The 19,092-nt window shown below is 38.2% G+C and carries 12 protein-coding genes; 10 read left to right on the top strand and 2 right to left on the bottom strand.

The window, feature by feature from the left end; all coding sequences use genetic code 11:
- Positions 1-130 precede the first annotated feature (130 nt).
- Positions 131-604, bottom strand: a complete 474-nt coding sequence (locus tag ACFE6N_RS13520; RefSeq protein WP_090986015.1) for a ribonuclease H-like YkuK family protein — start codon at positions 602-604, stop codon at positions 131-133.
- 215 nt (positions 605-819) lie between these two features.
- On the opposite strand from ACFE6N_RS13520, the gene ACFE6N_RS13515 reads away from it, so the two are divergent.
- The 5 genes from ACFE6N_RS13515 to ACFE6N_RS13495 all read left to right on the top strand — a co-directional run bounded on the left by ACFE6N_RS13515 (position 820) and on the right by ACFE6N_RS13495 (position 6,323).
- Entirely contained in the window at positions 820-1,038 is a 219-nt protein-coding gene (locus ACFE6N_RS13515) for a hypothetical protein (RefSeq protein WP_378937264.1), read from the top strand.
- 50 nt (positions 1,039-1,088) lie between these two features.
- Positions 1,089-2,393 (top strand): DEAD/DEAH box helicase, encoded by a 1,305-nt coding sequence (locus ACFE6N_RS13510; RefSeq protein WP_378937262.1) that lies wholly within the window; start codon positions 1,089-1,091, stop codon positions 2,391-2,393.
- 228 nt (positions 2,394-2,621) lie between these two features.
- Entirely contained in the window at positions 2,622-2,855 is a 234-nt protein-coding gene (locus tag ACFE6N_RS13505; protein ID WP_029274124.1) for a DUF1456 family protein, read from the top strand.
- On the top strand, positions 2,806-5,529 hold the full coding sequence (locus ACFE6N_RS13500) for a TonB-dependent receptor (RefSeq protein ID WP_378937259.1): 2,724 nt from the start codon (positions 2,806-2,808) through the stop codon (positions 5,527-5,529). The genes ACFE6N_RS13505 and ACFE6N_RS13500 overlap by 50 nt, the downstream gene beginning before the upstream one ends.
- Before the next feature lie 59 nt (positions 5,530-5,588).
- Complete coding sequence (locus tag ACFE6N_RS13495) at positions 5,589-6,323, top strand: GDSL-type esterase/lipase family protein (protein ID WP_378937257.1); 735 nt, start codon at positions 5,589-5,591, stop codon at positions 6,321-6,323.
- A 689-nt stretch (positions 6,324-7,012) separates the two neighbouring features.
- On the opposite strand, the gene ettA is transcribed toward ACFE6N_RS13495, so the two are convergent.
- Positions 7,013-8,692: an energy-dependent translational throttle protein EttA gene (gene ettA / locus ACFE6N_RS13490; protein WP_378937255.1), complete on the bottom strand. Its 1,680-nt coding sequence runs from the start codon at positions 8,690-8,692 to the stop codon at positions 7,013-7,015.
- Between the two features lie 823 nt (positions 8,693-9,515).
- Here ettA and ACFE6N_RS13485 point away from each other — a divergent pair.
- The 5 genes from ACFE6N_RS13485 to ACFE6N_RS13465 all read left to right on the top strand — a co-directional run bounded on the left by ACFE6N_RS13485 (position 9,516) and on the right by ACFE6N_RS13465 (position 18,586).
- Positions 9,516-12,767, top strand: a complete 3,252-nt coding sequence (locus ACFE6N_RS13485) for a SusC/RagA family TonB-linked outer membrane protein (RefSeq protein ID WP_378937253.1) — start codon at positions 9,516-9,518, stop codon at positions 12,765-12,767.
- 20 nt (positions 12,768-12,787) lie between these two features.
- Entirely contained in the window at positions 12,788-14,773 is a 1,986-nt protein-coding gene (locus ACFE6N_RS13480; RefSeq protein WP_378937251.1) for a RagB/SusD family nutrient uptake outer membrane protein, read from the top strand.
- A gap of 25 nt (positions 14,774-14,798) precedes the next feature.
- A complete protein-coding gene (locus ACFE6N_RS13475; RefSeq protein ID WP_378937249.1) occupies positions 14,799-15,998 on the top strand; it encodes a DUF5000 domain-containing lipoprotein in 1,200 nt (399 codons plus the stop codon).
- A 30-nt stretch (positions 15,999-16,028) separates the two neighbouring features.
- Positions 16,029-17,228 (top strand): DUF4998 domain-containing protein, encoded by a 1,200-nt coding sequence (locus tag ACFE6N_RS13470; protein WP_378937247.1) that lies wholly within the window; start codon positions 16,029-16,031, stop codon positions 17,226-17,228.
- 119 nt (positions 17,229-17,347) lie between these two features.
- The gene (locus ACFE6N_RS13465; protein WP_378937245.1) at positions 17,348-18,586 is read left to right on the top strand and encodes a hypothetical protein; all 1,239 of its coding nucleotides are present in this window, start codon (positions 17,348-17,350) and stop codon (positions 18,584-18,586) included.
- Positions 18,587-19,092 lie beyond the last annotated feature (506 nt).

Genomic DNA, 19,092 nt, shown 5'->3' with positions numbered 1-19,092 from the left:
ATGATATATTTAAATCACCCGCAGCGATAAGTTCCCATAACCCTTTAACGGATAATTCTTAAACTTCGGAACACTGGCCCCGGACTTCCGGAATAACCTATTATCCCTTTTCCATCACACGCATTCCCTCTCAGTGCACCATTTTATCAGCACAGGTAGAACTGGCAAATGCCTCCGGCTTAGCCTTAAAAATAAAACCCATGCTTAAAATATAGCCCATAGCATCATTTAATGCTTTGTTTGATTTAAATGATGGGTTGGTATTGATGTCAGCATGTACTTCAAGCGCCACATCGTAGATATCAAGTAAATCGCAAATGGAATATGCCGTTTCTATAGATTTTTGTACTTCCATCAGCATTCTTTCTTTGATACTTACCTGCTGCGTACTTTTTTCCTGGTGGATGTACATAAATCCGCCATGATGTTCTCTTAAAAGTACAATTACGGTTGCGAAATCGGTTATTGCGCCCTTAACCTGCGAATCGGTACCGATGCAAACTTTAAGTTTATAACCTTTTTCGCTTTCTCTGATAATCGCATTTTCTATTTCTTCTAGAATTGAAGACTGAATGATTTCACCACTAAATTTTTTCCACGTCATAACTGGTTTTTTTTGAGGTTAACGAATGGTAATCAGGTTTTTATAAAAATAAGTGCTATAAATTAAATAAGTGTTAAGTGATGGTTGTTTATTTGCTAACAAAAAGTTAGTTATCAGCAAGTTAGTGATAATAATCCAAATCCAAATCTAAATTATCGAAACAAATCATTATCCGGTCCGTTAATTATTTATACATTCATTTAAATTTGTTGATTATGAGAGCAGAATTAATTCAAGAGCTCCAGTTATTACAAAATAGCAGAGCGAATAAATTTGTAGATGAACTTACTGACAGAATTTTATCTTCAGTTGATGCCGTTAATGAAAAAGTATTGTCTTCAATGTCTAAACGCGGCAGAATGTTAATGTTGCTGGATAAGAGACTTAATTTTTCTACGCTCCTTAAGCTGCGAAGAAAATTTTTAAGAGCCTAACCAGGCATGCAATTTTTGCCCTGAGGAGAAATGATTACCTTTATGGCGCAATGATGAAAAATGCCTTAAAAAAACTGAATATTTCTGCACTTAACGAGATGCAGGAAGCTTCGTTAAAAGCCGCTAAGACTGGAAAAGATCTAATATTAATAGCGCCAACGGGTTCCGGGAAAACGTTGGCTTTTTTATTACCATTGCTTTTCAATTTAAAAACCGGGGTAAATGGCATACAGGCTCTGGTTTTAGTCCCATCAAGAGAGCTTGCCCTACAGATTGAGCAGGTTTTTAAACAAATGGGTACAAAGTTTAAAGTAAATTGCTGTTACGGCGGTCATGCGGTAAGGGTAGAGAAAAATAACCTTGCACATCCACCGGCTGTTTTGATTGGAACACCAGGCAGGATTGCTTACCATTTGGAACATCAGAACTTTGACGAATCTTTTATTGAAACCTTGGTTTTAGATGAATTTGATAAATCGCTGGAATTTGGCTTTGAAAATGATATGTCGTACATTATTGGCACACTGCTTTCACTAAAACAGCGTATACTCACTTCCGCTACCAAAATGGAAGAAATTCCGGTTTTTGTAAAGTTAAATGCTCCCGTTGAGGTTGACTATTCAAAAAATGTCGAAGCAAAACCCGATTTAAAGCTCAAAAAAGTAATAGTACCTGCAGCCGACAAATTAGACTATCTGTTTAGGTTACTCAGTAAAATCGGCAATAAAAACACATTGGTTTTCTGCAACCACAGGGAAACGGTAGACCGGATTAGTGATCTACTGTTCGGGAATGGACTAGGACATGATGTTTTTCATGGTGGAATGGAGCAGTTGGATCGCGAAAAGGCATTGCTGAAATTCAGAAATGGCAGCCATCGGATTTTAATTACGACAGATCTTGCCGCTCGTGGCCTGGATATCCCGGAAGTAGAATATATTGTACATTATCAACTGCCCTATACCGAAGATGCCTATATTCACCGCAATGGCCGCACGGCCCGTATGTATGCCAAAGGAACTGCATACGCTATTTTAACCACTGAAGAAAACTATAAGTATCTGCCTGACGACGTGGAAGAGGAGGTTTTAGACGACCATTATGCACTACCTGAGGCAAGTGACTGGGTAACCTTATACCTGGCACACGGAAAAAAAGATAAAATTAATAAAATTGACATTGTAGGCCTGTTTCTACAAAAGGGGGATCTAGGAAAAGATGATTTAGGGTTGATTGAAGTAAAAGATACCACTAGTTATGTTGCGGTAAAAAGGAGCAAGGTTACTCAATTGTTAAAAAAACTAAATGGCGAAAAAATAAAAGGGAAGAAGCTTAAATTAGAAATAGCGAGTTGAAGTTTTTGATTTTATAGTCTGTTTGTTGGTTAGTCATTGGTTAATTAGTCATTAGTCGTTGGTCATTGGTAATTGGTCATTGGTTGAGTCGTCATTGGCTCATTGGACAGACGTTATGTCGAATTTCAGTTTTTCTCAATTAAAATTTTTCCAACTTTGCAACATTTCAATTTTAAAACGTTCTAACATTAACATTCCAGTAAGCAATCATTCAATAAATCAAACTGCATGAGCAACAACGATATATTAAAAAAACTAAGGGTAGCCTTATCACTTAAAACAGAAGATATTATCACTATTTGTGACCTTGTTGGATTTAAGGTAACCAAGGCGGAGCTGGGCGATATTTTCAGAAATGAAGATCACGAGAATTTTAAACCCTGCGGCGATCAGATCTTGCGTAATTTTTTAAATGGTCTTGTCATTTACAAAAGAGGTCCCAGGGATGAAAAAAAGCAATAATTCATGCTTTTTATTATTTTTTATACTGATCATATTTTCCTTTAACGCTCTCGCACAATCTCAGTTTAAAATAAGTGGCCATGTAATCGACTCTTTGAAGAAACCTATTGAGGGTGTAAGCATTAGATTGATTACTGATCAAGACACCCTCCGTACAAATTCTGACGAGAAGGGGGGCTTTTCATTTGAAAAAACACCTAAAACAAAGTTTTACCTTTCCGTTACTGCATTGGGCTATAAGCCTTTTAATTCTATCTACCAAATTGAATCGTTTAAAAAAAATGCTGTTTTAGACCCGATAATGCTCCAGACGGAAACAATTCGTTTGGAGGATGTGCAGGTTAAAGTAAAAGTAGATCCCATCAAAATCAAGAAAGATACCATTGAATATAATGCAGGAGCATATACGGTTAGAGAAAATGATAAAGTAGAAGATCTGCTCAGACAACTGCAGGGTATTGAGATTGACACAAAAGGTGCCGTTACCGCTATGGGGAAAAAAATGACCAAACTTCGGGTAAACGGCGAAGATTTTTTTACCAATAACGTAGAAGATTACATCAGGCAATTGCCCGCAGATATCATTGCGAAGGTGCAGGTTATTGAAGATTATGGTGATGAAGCCAATTTTACCGGTATTAAAACAGGTACACCACAAAAAATGTTAAATCTGGTCACCAAGCCAGGACTCGGCAAAGGTATTTTTGGTGGCGTGGATCTAAATTCTGCAACGAGTAATGCACATAATTTGGGCGCTAAGGGAAATGTGTGGAAAAACAACAAGCAAATAGGTTTTGGTGGCCGGTATGGTATGACCAATAATGAATTTTCTACGTTGAACAATGGTGCTTTAAATGGCAATATCAGAGACAAAATTTCGAAAGAATTCAGTATTCATGGCAGTTACGATTTCAGCAATGGAACCAACAGATCTGTTCAGAGTAATTACCTGGAAACATTTAATCCGCAAGGAACCATTTATGATTTAAGAGAAAGCGTCAACCATTCCAATTCATTAACAAACGACATTAACCTTGGTTTAAACGGCTCTACTGCAAAAAATTACTTTAATGTTTCACTTGCTGGCGCATTGGCTGATACCCGGAATGAAGCATCTTCCACTTCAAATAAAAGCGGAATAATCAGGCAGGACCTCAGTTCTAATTCAGGATCAAGGAACAACAATCCCAATCTTAATGGAAGCATCAACTGGTCGCGACGGCTATCCAATAATAAACGCTCATTATCCATGGGCATTAACTTTGGTACCAATGGAGGGAAAACCGTCAGCAGCATTAACGATATAATCCGGTATTATAATGAAACGACCAATATATTGCTTAAAGATTCAATTTTAAACCGGTTGGTGGAACATAATGCTTCAAGTTCCAATTTTGGCGGTAATATTCAGTTTTCAAATTCCTTAAAAAAGGCGACTGATAGTGCCGGATACAATTTCATCAATGTATCTTATCGGTTTATGGTGAGCAGGAGCCGTAACCAGCAAACAACTACGGTTAATCATCCATTGGGAAACAGTTTTGTAGTCGATTCGCTTGGGCAGGATTACGTTTCGAGTTTTATCAATCAGAATATCAGCATTGGCTATAATGCCAACAAAAACCAGCTTAGTTATAATTTTGGGATTAATTTTTCGCCAAGTATCATTATTGGTCAGTACCGGGACACGGGGCAGAAACTTAAAAACTATCAATTGAATTTTTCGCCTTTGGCGAATTTAAGCTATCAGATCAAAGACAATGAAAGTTTAAGTTTTGACTACCTCGGCTATACCAGTTCACCCGATTTTAATAAACTGCAACCCATCAGAAACAATAATGATGTACAGAACCTGATTATTGGTAATCCTGATCTTAAGGCAACCTCAAGCCACACGGCTGATTTAAGTTATAATAAATTTGGACTTAAATCTGGTTTGAGCATGATGGCTAATTTATCGGGTACTTTTGCCATTAACAGTGTGGTGAGCAATACGGTTTTTCTCAGGGATACACTAAACAGCCTAAAACAGCAGACCACCTACGAAAATGTAAACGGTATTTACAATATTGGCGTAAATTACGCTGTGAATAAAAGGTTGTTGGATAACAGACTGTCCTTATCTATCGATGGTAATGTTGCCTACAACCACAATGTTTTTTATACCGATAATGTGCTGAACCGTAGCAAAGGTATCAATGTTTCCAATGCGCTTAAATTTAACCTTAACCAGAAAAAATATAATTTTAATACAAGTGCATCTTATAGTTTCAGTTCCAATACTTATTCGGTAATGAACCAGAACATTAAAAATGTGCAGGTTGTGGCGCTAAGCGTAAGTGCAAGCTGGATTCCCGGTAAACACTTCAGGCTAAATGCATCAGCCTCTAAAAGTTTAAATTTTGGATATAGCTTATATGCCGGGAATCCATTATTGGTAAATTTGGGATTGAATACTTCTTTTCTGAAAGACAATAGGCTGTTATTTTCTGTTCAGGCGAATGATTTGTTTAACCAGGGGGCGCTGTTTAGTACCAGTATTACCAATAATTCCATTTCAGAGAACAGGACCAGGTTCATCAGCCGCTTTATACAGGCAACATTAAGTTATAACCTGAGGCATTTTGGTAATAAAAACAGCAGGTTAAACAGTAACATTAATGCTGAAGAATAAATACTTAAATCCAGATTATTTAGTTTTAAGGTTTGATTACATTTATCCAATTTTACCTTATGAATAAATTCCTCTTTTTTATTTTATTGCTTTCCGGTCATGTTGCGTTTGCCCAAAATCAGCAAGCAGACTCATTAAATACCAAAGCTGAAAAGGAAAATTTTAGTGACGATTGGGCTGCTTTAACGAAATATCAGAAAGAAAATGAAATTTTACTGCTACCAGCCAAAACAGAAAAAAGAGTAGTGTTTTTGGGAAGTTCTATTTTCGAATTCTGGAAACAGAAAGATCCTGAATATTTTAACAGGAATAATTATGTGGATAGGGGAATAAGTGGACAGATTTCGCCACAATTGCTGATCCGTTTTCGGCAGGATGTAATTAACCTGAAGCCAAAAGCGGTGATTATTTTGGCAGGTAGTAATGATATTGCAGGAAATACTGGCCACGTTACCATAGATAAGATTATGGATAATATTAAATCTATGGCAGAACTTGCAAGGTTGCATCATATTAAGGTTATACTTTGTAAATATCTTCCGGTTTACGAATATCCATGGAACAAGCGCATCAAAGCAGCTGATAGTATTGTGAAGCTAAATGAAAAAATTGAAGCCTACGCCAAAGAGCGGAATTACACTGTTCTGGATTATTGGACACCTTTGGTAGACGAACGAAAAGGTCAGCGCGCTGAGCTAACGGTAGATGGTGTTCATCCTAACCTTGCAGGTTATAAAATAATGGAAGAGGTAACCGACGCTGCGGTAAAAAGGGCTTTCAAAAACTGGCACTAGAAAGATCATGGGCCATTAGTTCATTGGCTGATGATTCTAAAATTTGAGGGCTTCAGATCAAAATTACTTTCTTTTATGTCATTCTCAACGCAGTGACTGATCTTAAACAACACGTATAACTTTGGCCTTCGATATTTTAATTTAATTGAGGCTTCGAGTGCTAAAATTGGTGGTTTTGCCTTTACCCTGGCATGAGCTTTTTATTAATATGAATTTCTTTTTTTGGACAAATGCAAACAAAAGAAAATCAAAGTCCTGTGTCATTTGTGCAGCCTGCGTAATCATGAAAATGAGCCTGTCTCAAAATAACAGATCAAATAATAGCAGGAGAATTAAATTTGGGTATATCGTCATGCTCAGCTTGACTGGGCATCTTAATGCTCTGTTAAGGACTTATTTAGTTGCCGTTCTATCGCATTAAGATTAGCTTCGCTGAGCACTCCGTGATTCCCGTTTTCACGGGAATGACGCCCTTTCAAAATATTATTCTGCCAAAATGTCCAAAATCATTTCTGAGACAGCCTTCGGTGGAAAACGATAATTTGTTTACGATGATTGCTCGATTTATTATAGCATATATTTTATCTAACTGTTTTAGGCTCAAGAATATTTCCGGTCAAAAGAGCGATGATTTTTATTAACGCAATCATCTCAAACAAAAAAAGTCCCGATATCATCGGGACTTTTTATTAATCTAATTTTTTATACCTGATGCGTTTTGGAGTTACATCGCCCAAACGTTTTTTACGGTTTTCTTCGTAATCAGAATAGTTCCCCTCAAAGAAATAAACTTCAGAGTTCCCTTCGAAAGCCAGGATATGCGTACAGATCCTGTCCAAAAACCACCTGTCGTGACTGATTACCACTGCACAGCCGCCAAAGTTTTCTAAAGCTTCCTCCAGCGCACGTAGAGTATTTACATCAATATCGTTGGTTGGCTCATCCAGTAGCAATACATTGGCTCCTTTTTTTAAGGTAATGGCTAAATGCACGCGGTTACGTTCACCTCCTGATAAAACGCCGACTTTTTTCTGCTGATCACCGCCATTAAAGTTAAACTTTGAAACGTAGGCACGGCCGTTAACGGCTTTGGTACCTAACTGGATATTGTCTAATCCATCAGTAATGTTTTCGTAAACGGTTTTCTCGGCATCTAAATCATTGTGCATCTGATCTACATAACCCAGCTCAACCGTTTCACCTACGCGGAAAGTACCGGCATCTGCCTCTTCCTGTCCGGTAATTAAACGGAATAAGGTGGTTTTACCTGCACCATTGGGCCCAATAATACCAACAATACCTGCCGGAGGAAGGGAAAAGTTCAAATTGTCGAACAGCACCTTATCGCCATAAGCTTTGCTAACATTCGTGGCTTCAATAACCACGTTGCCCAATCGCGGCCCTGGAGGGATGAAGAGTTCCAATTTCTCTTCTCTTTCCCTGCCATCTTCCGAAGCTAATTTATCATAGTTGGCAATACGTGCTTTCGATTTTGCATGACGTGCCTTAGGTGCCATGCGTACCCATTCGAGCTCTCGCTCTAAAGTTTTCTGACGTTTGCTCTCGGTTTTTTCTTCCTGTGCCAAACGTTTTGCTTTCTGATCTAACCAGCTGCTGTAGTTCCCTTTCCATGGAATACCTTCACCACGGTCTAACTCTAAAATCCATCCGGCCACGTTATCAAGGAAATACCTGTCGTGGGTAACCGCAATGACCGTTCCTTCGTAATTTTGCAGGAATTGCTCCAACCAATCAATACTTTCGGCATCTAAGTGGTTGGTAGGCTCATCTAATAATAATACATCAGGATGTTGCAGCAATAGACGGCACATGGCCACACGGCGGCGTTCACCACCAGATAACACACTAATTTTGGTATCCGGATCAGGGCAACGTAAAGCATCCATGGCCCTTTCCAGTTTTGAATCAATTTCCCAGGCACCCAAAGAATCGATTTTATCCTGCAGTTCGCCCTGTCTGGCCATTAACTTATCCATTTTATCTGGATCAGAATAGTTTTCCTCCAAACCGAAGGCCTCATTCACTTCTTCATATTCTTTTAAGGTGGCCGTAACTTCGGCTACACCTTCTTCAACTACCTCGCGAACGGTTTTTTCCGGATCAAGGATCGGCTCTTGAGCCAGATAACCAACCGAATAACCGGGAGAGAAAACAACTTCGCCCTGGTAAGATTTATCCAGGCCGGCAATAATTTTTAGAAGAGATGACTTACCAGAACCATTTAAACCGATTACTCCGATTTTGGCGCCGTAAAAGAAAGAAAGGTAAATATTTTTTAAAACCTGTTTTTGTGGCGGGTAGATTTTGTTTACCCCTGCCATTGAAAATATTATTTTCTCGTCAGACATGTTGATTTTTTGTATTTAGCTTTTTAAAGGCACTATTATTTCCAATACGAATTTTTAAAGCCAGAATTTTATTTTTCAAAATTATCCGGTTTGCAAAAGCGGCAGTGCGAGGCCGGTTACAAAGATAGAAACAACAGGACCATTACAAAATGGTTTACAAAGTATATCGTAACTTTTCTTGGCGGAGTGAAGTATACGGTGTTTGATAAATTAGATCGACTAATGTTCTGCCCACATTAAAAAATGAGTATACCAAAATTGATCTAAACCGTCGCAGGAACTATCGTTTATTTGCCCGTATTTATCTTGCGTTCGATAGCATCATATTAAATCATCATGGATACTATAAACCAGAAGATGCCAGTGTTCAACAGCCCTCAACGGAACGGATTTACGTGCGCTATAAACAAAACCTGCTAGTGATAATGTTTAAGACAAATTAGTTTAACATTATCGTTATAATTGGATAATATGGGTTTTTTAGGTGCTTCAACAGCTATCTTATTAATTTGGCCCCTAAAAATTACCATATTGCCCCTCACTCATATGCCGATTTTAGTGGTTAATTTGTTACAACCAAATATACTATTGAACATATGAAGAAAACCAGACTATCAAGAACATTAAACTAAACCTCTGCTTACAATTATCTCTATTGAGGTGATTGCTGCCAAATTATCATCAAGCTTTTTTTTAACTAGAAAAAGCTTTCTGGCGAGTTTTGCAAAGTAAGAATATCTGTCATTGTACGGTTTTACCGTATGGTGGTTGGTACGCTCATGAATAAACTAATAAACAAACAATTTCAAACTAAAATCAAAAAATGAGAAAAATCTACAAAAAGAAAGCTCAAATTTCGGGCTGCCTGTTTTTCCGTGGAGGCGTATTCCGAACGCTGCTCAGTATGCTGTTGTTTTTGAGTATGGGCTTTGCAGCCTCAGCTCAAAATGAAGTAACAGTAAAAGGAGTGGTAAAGGATACTATGGGCGGATTACCTGGTGTAAATGTTAAAGTTTCAGGGTCAAGTCGGGGGATTTCCACAGATGACCTTGGAAGGTATACCATCAAAGTTGCACGTTCGGGTAAATTGCTTTTTTCCCTGGTAGGTTATAAGGCACAAACTAAAGCTGTCGCTGATTACGAGAAGTCAGGTGATGGAAGCTATGTTATCAATGTAGTATTAAAACCCGATGCAAATTCTTTACAGGATGTTGCGGTAGTTGGTTTTGGTACACAGAAAAAACAAAGTGTAATCAGTTCAATCACATCAATTAATCCAAAAGAATTAAAAGGGCCAACCAGTAACCTAACTACCATGTTGGCAGGTAGAGTTGCGGGTATGATTGCTTATCAACGTAGTGGCGAGCCTGGTGCAGACAATGCATCTTTCTTTATCCGCGGGTTAGGTAGTTTCGGTGCCGGTAAACAAGATCCGTTAATTTTGATCGATGGTGTTGAATCTACTCAAAATGACATGGCTCGCTTACAACCTGATGATATTGCTTCATTTAACGTATTGAAAGATGCTACGGCTGCGGCTGTTTATGGTGCCAGAGGTGCAAATGGTGTGCTTTTGATTTTAACCAAGGCAGGACAGGCTGGAGAGACAAAATATTTTTTCCGTGCTGAAACTTCATTATCAGGTAATACCAAAAATTTCAAATTTGCAGATAATATTAGCTATATGAAATTAGCTAATGAAGCTGCTTTAACCAGGAGCCGATTAGCGATATTGCCTTACCTGCAAACCAAAATCGACGCTACCGCCGCTGGTGAAAATCCGCTTTTATATCCAAATAACGATTGGATAAAAGAGTTGATTAAGGATTATACTTTTAATCAACGTTACAACATGAACGTAACAGGGGGGGGGAGTAAAGCCAGTTATTATATTTCAGGTACGTATAACATTGATAATGGGGTATTGAAAGTAGCTGATCTTAATAATTTTAACAGTAACATAAAACTAAGAAATTATTCATTGAGATCAACTGTTAATATTAACCTGACGAATACTACAGAAGCTATTGTCAGAGTGTATGGCCAGTTTGACGATTACAGAGGACCAGTAGGAGGTTACGATAGTAATGGAAATAAAATCAATGGTGGCCAGAAAATTTTTAACCAGGCACTCTGGTCAAATCCTGTAATGTTCCCTTCAGTTTATCCTGCAAGTTATCAGCCTTATGCTAAACATCCTCTATTTGGTAATGCCATTTCTCCTTCAGGGTCGCTATATGTGAATCCATATGCTGAAATGGTTAAAGGATATCAGGATAATAATTCTTCAACCTTACAAACACAGATTGAACTCAAACAAGATTTAAAAGGTTTGTTGCCAGGTTTGAGCGCGCGGATGATGTCGTATGTGATCAGATATTCCTATTTTGATATCGCGCGGAATTATAATCCTTTTTATTATTCAGCTGTTCCAAATCCAGCAGGCGGTGATTTTATGCTAAACTTGTTAAATAGTGGTGCACCTCCAACATATGGCCTTACCGGTACAGAATATCTTAATTATTCAGAAGGTACTAAAAGCTTGAACTCTACTTTTTATACCGAGGTAGCAGTAAATTACAGCCATACTTTTAAAGAGAAGCATGCGGTAACAGGAATGTTGATTACCAATATGAGAAATTATCTGGCGGCAAACGCCGGAAGTCTTCAGTTGTCATTGCCTTCCCGTAACCAGGGGGTGTCTGGACGTGCAACTTATGGATATGATAATCGCTACTTGGCGGAATTCAACTTCGGTTATAATGGATCGGAGCGTTTTGCTGCAAATAATCGTTTCGGATTCTTCCCTTCATTTGGTTTGGGTTATCTGATCTCGAACGAGAAGTTCTTTAAGCCTTTGAGCAAAGTATTAAGTAATGTAAAATTTAGAGCTACTTATGGTATAACAGGTAATGACCAGATTGGAAGAACCCAGGATCGATTCTTCTATCTTTCTGAGGTAAATATGAATGATGCAGGCTATGGTGGAACATTTGGAGAGAATAACTTTTATTATAAAGATGGTATTTCTATTTCAAGATATGCAAACCCTTTGATCACATGGGAAAAATCAAAACAACTTAATCTTGGTTTAGATATGACCCTGTTCGATGCGTTAAGTCTTAATATTGATGTATATAAACAGAACCGTTCGAACATTTTAACAGATAGGGTATATGTTCCTAGCACTATGGGACTTCAGGCGGCAGTTAAGGCAAATACAAACGAGATGGAGAGCAGAGGAGTTGATTTTTCGGCTAATTATAATAAGTCTCTTGGAAACGGCATGTATTTGCAATTAAGAGGTAACCTTACCTATGCAACTAATAAAGTTTTGATCAATGATGAGCCTGCTTATAATTCAAACGAGGCCTATCGTACACGCGTTGGATTGCCAAGTACGCAAGCTTTTGGATATATCGCAGAAAGACTATTTGTTGACGATGCCGAGGCTAAAAATTCACCTGTACAATTTGCAGGTAAACCGGGACTTGATTATGGTGGTGGTGATATTAAATACAGAGATGTAAATGGCGATGGCATAATATCTGCAGCAGACGCAGTACCCATCGGGTTGCCTCAGGCGCCAGAAATAATTTATGGTTTTGGAGGAACTTTCGGCTTCAAGGGCTTTGATATCTCTGCCTTTTTCCAAGGTTCTGCACGCTCTTCATTTTTTATCAATCCACAAAATATTTCTCCATTTGTATTTAACGGAGGTTCACAAAACGGCCTTCTTGACGTTATTGCCAATAGCCATTGGAGTGAAGAAAACCGTGATATATATGCATTTTGGCCACGGTTAAGCGACAAATTCGTTGCTAATAATAATCAGACATCGACTTGGTGGATGCGTAATGGATCATTTTTAAGATTAAAAACAGTAGAACTCGGGTATAATCTCCCAAACAGAATCCAAAATAAACTTGGAATCAGGGCTACCCGCTTTTATTTAAATGCCAGTAATCTTGCTGCGTTTAGCTCATTTAAATTATGGGACGTAGAAATGGGAGGAAATGGTTTAGGTTACCCTATTCAAACGGTATACAATTTAGGTGTGAGTTTAAGTTTTTAAAGATTGTTAAAGAAAATACAATGAAAAATACCGAAATATTATTTCAGATTAAAAAGAAACCTGGTTTAGTGGGGTTTGCCTCCATTCTAATGCTGAGTTTAGTTTTATTGGGTTCATGTAAAAAGTATCTGGATATCGTTCCTGATAATGTAGCCACAATAGACAATGCATTTACCTTAAGAAGTGAGGCAGAGAAATATTTGTTTACCTGTTATTCTTTTCTGCCAAAGGATGGTGACCCGTTGAACAATATGGGCTTTATGGCCGGAGATGAAATCTGGTCTAATATCGAAGAACGTGAGTTTATTTCTTACGGATGGCGTATTGCCAGAGGTAGTCAGAATGCTGACAATCCCTTGATGGATGCATGGAACGGACGCTATCAGGGTGGTGGATATAATGATAACTTTGGTTTGTACAAAGCAATCAGAACCTGTAATATTTTTTTAGAGAATGTACAGGATCAGACGAAAGTTCCAGATCTCAAATTGGATGAAAGACAACGTTGGATTGCTGAAGTGAAATTTTTGAAGGCATATTATAACTTTTTACTATTACGGATGTACGGTCCGATTCCAATTGTCGATAAAAACCTGGAACTAGATGCTTCTGTGGATGAAGTGAGAATTAAAAGGGTGCCTTTTGATGATTGCGTGGATTACGTGAATAATCTGTTGGACGAAGCTATCACCAACTTGCCCATGATTATTACTGACAGAACTAATGAGTTGGGACGCATTACCAAGCCAATCGCACTTGCAATTAAGGCTAAGTTATTACTTACTGCTGCCAGCCCGCTGTTTAACGGAAATACAGATTATGCTGGTTTCAGAGACAAAGATGGTGTTGCCCTTTTTAACACTACCTATGATGCAAACAAATGGGGAAAAGCCAAGGATGCAGCAAAAGCTGCAATAGATGCAGCTGAAAGCGCTGGATTTAAATTATATCAATTTCCTGGTTCTCAGTTTAAATTGTCTGACACAACGCTAAGACAGCTAACCATTAGAGGTGCATTAACCGAAAGGGTAGCGCAAAATTCTGAGCATGTTTGGGCAAATCCAAATAGTTTATCATTGTTTATGCAACAGGTAGCAATGCCACGTTTAATGAAAGGGTCAGATCCTATTCCGGTGGGGTTAGCACGACAACAGCTTGCTCCCCCCATAAAAATTGCAGAAATGTTTTATACCAGAAACGGTGTGCCGATCAACGAAGACAAAACGCTTGATTTCAGTAATCGTTATAGCATCAGGAAAGCAGTGAAAGCAGAACGTTTTTACATCAAAGAGGGCTACAATACTGCCAGATTAAACTTTGACAGAGAACCACGTTTTTATGCTGATTTGGCGTTTGACGGTGCAACATGGTACAAGTATGATAGCCCTTCAGGCACAGATGAAAATACCTATACTGTTGAAGCAAAATCTACACAATTGGCTGGCGCAAACAACTTTGGTTGGTATAATGAAACTGGTTATTTTGTTAAAAAAGTTGTGGATTGGAACATGTCGCAAAGCAATAGTGGGGCGACATACAGAACCTATGCCTGGCCCGAGGTTCGTTTGGCGGATCTGTATTTAATGTATGCAGAAGCGCTAAATGAAACTTTGTCTAGTCCTAATTCGGATGTATACACATATATTAACAAAATCAGAACCAGAGCTGGGCTTCAAAGTGTAGAAACTTCATGGACAAACTATTCAAGTAATCCAGCAAAATATACCACTAAAGATGGTATGCGTCAGATCATTCAACAAGAACGCTTAATTGAGATGGCTTTTGAAGGTAGTCGCTATTGGGATATCAGAAGATGGAAACGGGCAGCCGAAATGTTTAATCAGCCGATTACTGCATGGAGCGTAAACCAGCCCGATGAGCAGTCTTATTACCGTGTAAGAACAGTGTTAAATCAGAATTTTATAGCGCCGCGCGATTATTTATGGCCAATTAGAACATATGATTTAACTGTTAATCCTAAACTGGTACAAAACCCTGGATGGTAAAATTATTATTAATCAATAAAAAAATATGAAAAAGATTAATCAACTACTTTATTTGGTGCTGTCAACAATGATAGTGTCATTTATAGGATGTAAGCAGGATGAACTTAAGCCATTTGAAACGAATGATACGCCGCCGGGGCAAGTTTCTAACATCGTGGTAGAGAACGGTCCGGCCAATGCTAAAATTAGCTATACTTTGCCCGCAGATAAGGATTTACTGTATGTTAAGGCGGTATACAAATTAGCAAATGGTACGGAGGCAGAAGTTAAATCCTCGTATTACAATAACAGCTTGTTAGTAGAAGGCTTCGGCGATACCAATGAGCATGAGGTGATGGTTTACGCAGTAAACAGAAGCGAAGTTGCCTCAGCGCCAACAATCGTTAAAATCAAACCTTTGGAAAATCCGATTAAAGGAGTATTCAGAAATTTAAAAGTAATACCCGATTTTGCAGGCATTAACTTTACGTCTATTAATCCGGCTAAGGCCGATTTATCAATTGAGGTAATGATTATGAAAAATGGTAAATACGAATCGCTCGGCAAAAACATTTATACTTCCGCGGCGGATATTAACCAGTCAATTCGTGGTTTAGACACTCTCACCAGTAAATTTGCAATTACGATTCGCGATCGTTGGTTAAATTATAGTGATACCTTATATACTACCTTAAAGCCGTTATATGAAACAGCGCTTTCAAAATCGCTATACAAAGCGTTAAAACTTCCTACAGATACTAAGCAGACTTACACGGCGACTGCCTTAGAGAATATGTGGGATAATAACTTTATTGACTGGCCAAGATGTTCACTTACCGACGTTACACAAATAACGCCACAATGGGTAACTTTTGATCTCGGAAAGTCTGCAATTTTAAGTAGAATCGTAGTGTGGAACTATCCTGAATACCTAAATGGCGGAAGGATGTACTATTACGGCGGAAACTTAAAGGATTTTGAAATCTGGGCATCTGATAACCCTCCTGCCGATGGCAGCTTTAATAATTGGGTAATGATCGGATCTTATAAATCAACTAAACCATCAGGTAGTGCGTATGGTGTACAAACGTCGGAAGATTATGCCTTTGCCAATGCTGGTATCAGTTATACTTTTGGGGCTGTTGCGAAGAAATTCCGCTATCTGCGCATTAAATCTAATAAAAACTGGCAAGGTACAACCTTCCAATCTATTTCTGAGATTCAGTGTTATGGAGATCCGCGATAGCAATTTAAGTTTCATTTAAAAATGATAAACATGAGTAATTATAAATTAAAAAAATATAGAAAGTTAACCGTTTATTCCGTGCTTTTATTAGTTCTAGGAATTTACAGTGCCTGTACCAAACAGGATGACTTTAAGAAGTTCGTTGCAGGTGGCGAAATTTCTTATACAGGTAAGTTAGATTCTGTTAAAATGTATTCCGGTGATTCTAGAGTGTTGCTAAAAGGGCTTTTTCTAGCTGATCCTAAAGTTGTAACCTGCAAAATATTTTGGAATAACATGAAAGACTCATTGGTAATCCCGGTGATTAAAAAAAACGTTATAGATACTCTTAAGTACTCCATTCCAATAACAACAGAAGGTTTACAGAATTTTATCATATATACTTATGATAAGGCAGGTAATAAATCCATTCCCGTTTATGCTAATGCTAGATCGTATGGCGATCGATATAAGGCCTCATTATCGAACAGACCTATTTCTTCTGCAACTGCTGATGCTAGTACTGGTAAGGGTGTTATATCGTGGTTAGGTATGGATAATCTTACCGGAGTATTTGCTACCGAAGTACAATATACCAGTACAAGTGATGTATCTAAAAAAATTAGAACGATAATTGATTCTAGTAGAACAGTTATTCCTGATTTGAAAGCGGGAACAGATATTCAATATCGCACACTATTTTTACCGGATACCACATGTGTTGATACTTTTGCTACGGCTTTTCAAACACAACGTATATTAATTGATTATACCGGATATTTTAAAAATAAAGGGAATCCATTCGTATCAGATGGTGCAAGTGGTAGCGGCAGATGGCGTGTTTTAAAAGATTGGGTTGTTTCTGCCAGTGTTAAAAACCATGGTGGTTACGGAAGCTGGTGTTCTGATCAAGGCGGAACCTTGGCAATGGAAATGGGGTGGAGCAATACGGCCGCAATAATCGATGGTAAAATATATCAATCGTTTACGCTACCTGCGGGTAAATATAATTTCGCAATTGATATAGGAGCAAACGAAGCCATTGATCCCGTTTATATTGTCGCCGCTGTTGGAAATACACTTCCAAATGTAAATTCAATATCAACAGCAATAGCTTACACGAATTTTGCGGATAAAAACCTCCAGTTTACGCTAACACAGCCGACTACGGTTTCAATTGGTTTTCTTGCTACTATGACTACAGGTAATCAATATTGGATAGTAAAAGGCGTGTCGCTGAAATCACTTTAATGATAAAATAAACATTATTGAATAATCCTCAAGTCTTAACTTAGCTTCGAGGATTATTCAGTTTTGCCCACGCTCTATTTTTAATTAGCAAATAGTAAAACCTATAATTATCGCTACGTATGAAGACTCAATCAAAAAAATATCTTATTGCAATATGTTTTATTCTTGCCCTTTTTGGCGGATGTAAAAAGACTGAAAAAGTAGCTGAAACCACAACACCTAAAACGGAGTCAAATGGTTCCATTGCTACTATTACCACTAGCACTTTTACAAGTATTACCACCACTTCTGCCATGAGTGGGGGAGTGATAACCGACAAAGGCGGGTCGCCGGTTACCGATCAGGGGGTTTGCTGGAGTACCTCTCCAAAACCAACAGTGGATAACAATAAATCCGGAGTAGTGAGTGTAAGTGGGTCAGGTACGTTTACCAGTGAAATTAAAGGGCTAACCGCTTCAACTAAATATTATGTAAGAGCTTTTGCTGTAAACAAAGCCGGAGTTGCTTACGGCAATGAAATCGAGCTCGTTACCGCCAGCATAGCCAGCGCTACCTTTGGTTTTTCTCCCATGTATATTATTGGTTCTACTGTGGCAGCAGCAGATATTGAAGTGTTAACAGATGGTGGTGATGCCATAACAGAACGGGGAATTGTTTATGCTTCCACATCAAATCCTACTATTAATAGTAGTAAAGTGAAGCATAGTAATAAAGGGCTTGGTAAATTTAGGGTGAGCTTAAAAGACCTGACGCCAAAAACCACCTATTATGCCCGGGCTTATGCCATTAATTCAAAAGGAGTAAGTTACAGTAGTGAAGTGACGTTTAAAACCATTGCAAAAGGTAACTTCACCTATACCTTTAACAAATCTCAAAATCCTGGGGCGGAAGAGCTCGCTGCGTATAGCAGGCTGCAGGTTGCTATTGATAGTGCAGCCTGGTATTTTAATAACTATACTTCTGTTACCAAACACGTATATCTCAATTATGTTGATGGAGTACCAACAGCTGATGCAAACAATCAGGGTTGGATGCGTTTTGGAACCAATTCTTCCTATCAAAATCTCCGCACAATGCTTCATGAAGGTTCGCACACTTTAGGTACAGGAACTTCTTCATGGTGGTGGAATACGTTGGTCAATGGTAAACTTCAGGCGCCTAGTGTAACGGCTATATTGAGGCTGATCACAAATGACAATACTGCCCAGCTTAGTGGCGATAGCCAGCATTACTGGCCTTATGGTCTTAATCAGAATTCAGAGGTGACAACAAGCTGGGATTTTGCCTATACCTGCTTAATTATCGAAGCCATGCGTAAAGATGGTTTGACAGAATTCAGCGGTAGCTATACACCATAATGACTACATTTGAATGCAATAGTATATGCCGGTTTTCAATAACGAAATGAAAACAGGCTGTTCCAAAAATAGTAAACCCCAAAGGCTTTAGTTTAGCTTTTGGGGTTTTTATTTGTATAAGATAAGTTTTAAAAAGTTGCCTTATTGACTTAACCTGTGTCGGGTGTAACGAATGGTCCATATGTTTTAAAAACATCCTGACAAATCTTTCGAAGGTCATCAAAACGGTTTCATACGGTTGAAATAGCTTCAGTTTCCAGATTTTGGATCGCTCGGATAGCAGGTACATTAGCGAGATTATAACCCCTAAATTTAGTATCGCGTATGCTTTACGGTCAAGCTATTCAGTATAATGGTTTTTAATCTCTAACCTTCCCAAAAACCAAAATCATCCAAATCAGGCTTTTTATTCTTTACCTCTAATCATTTTCTGCAATACGAAGATTCATCTTTTAGGTTTTGTGCATAATATATTCATTTTCAATCATATGTGATTTGTTTTTCTC

Origin of the sequence: Pedobacter sp. BG31, from assembly GCF_042464845.1 — a bacterium.
GTDB lineage: Bacteria > Bacteroidota > Bacteroidia > Sphingobacteriales > Sphingobacteriaceae > Pedobacter > Pedobacter suwonensis.
Note: the sequence above shows the minus strand (reverse complement) of the source record. Positions and strands in the feature narration are given on the sequence as shown.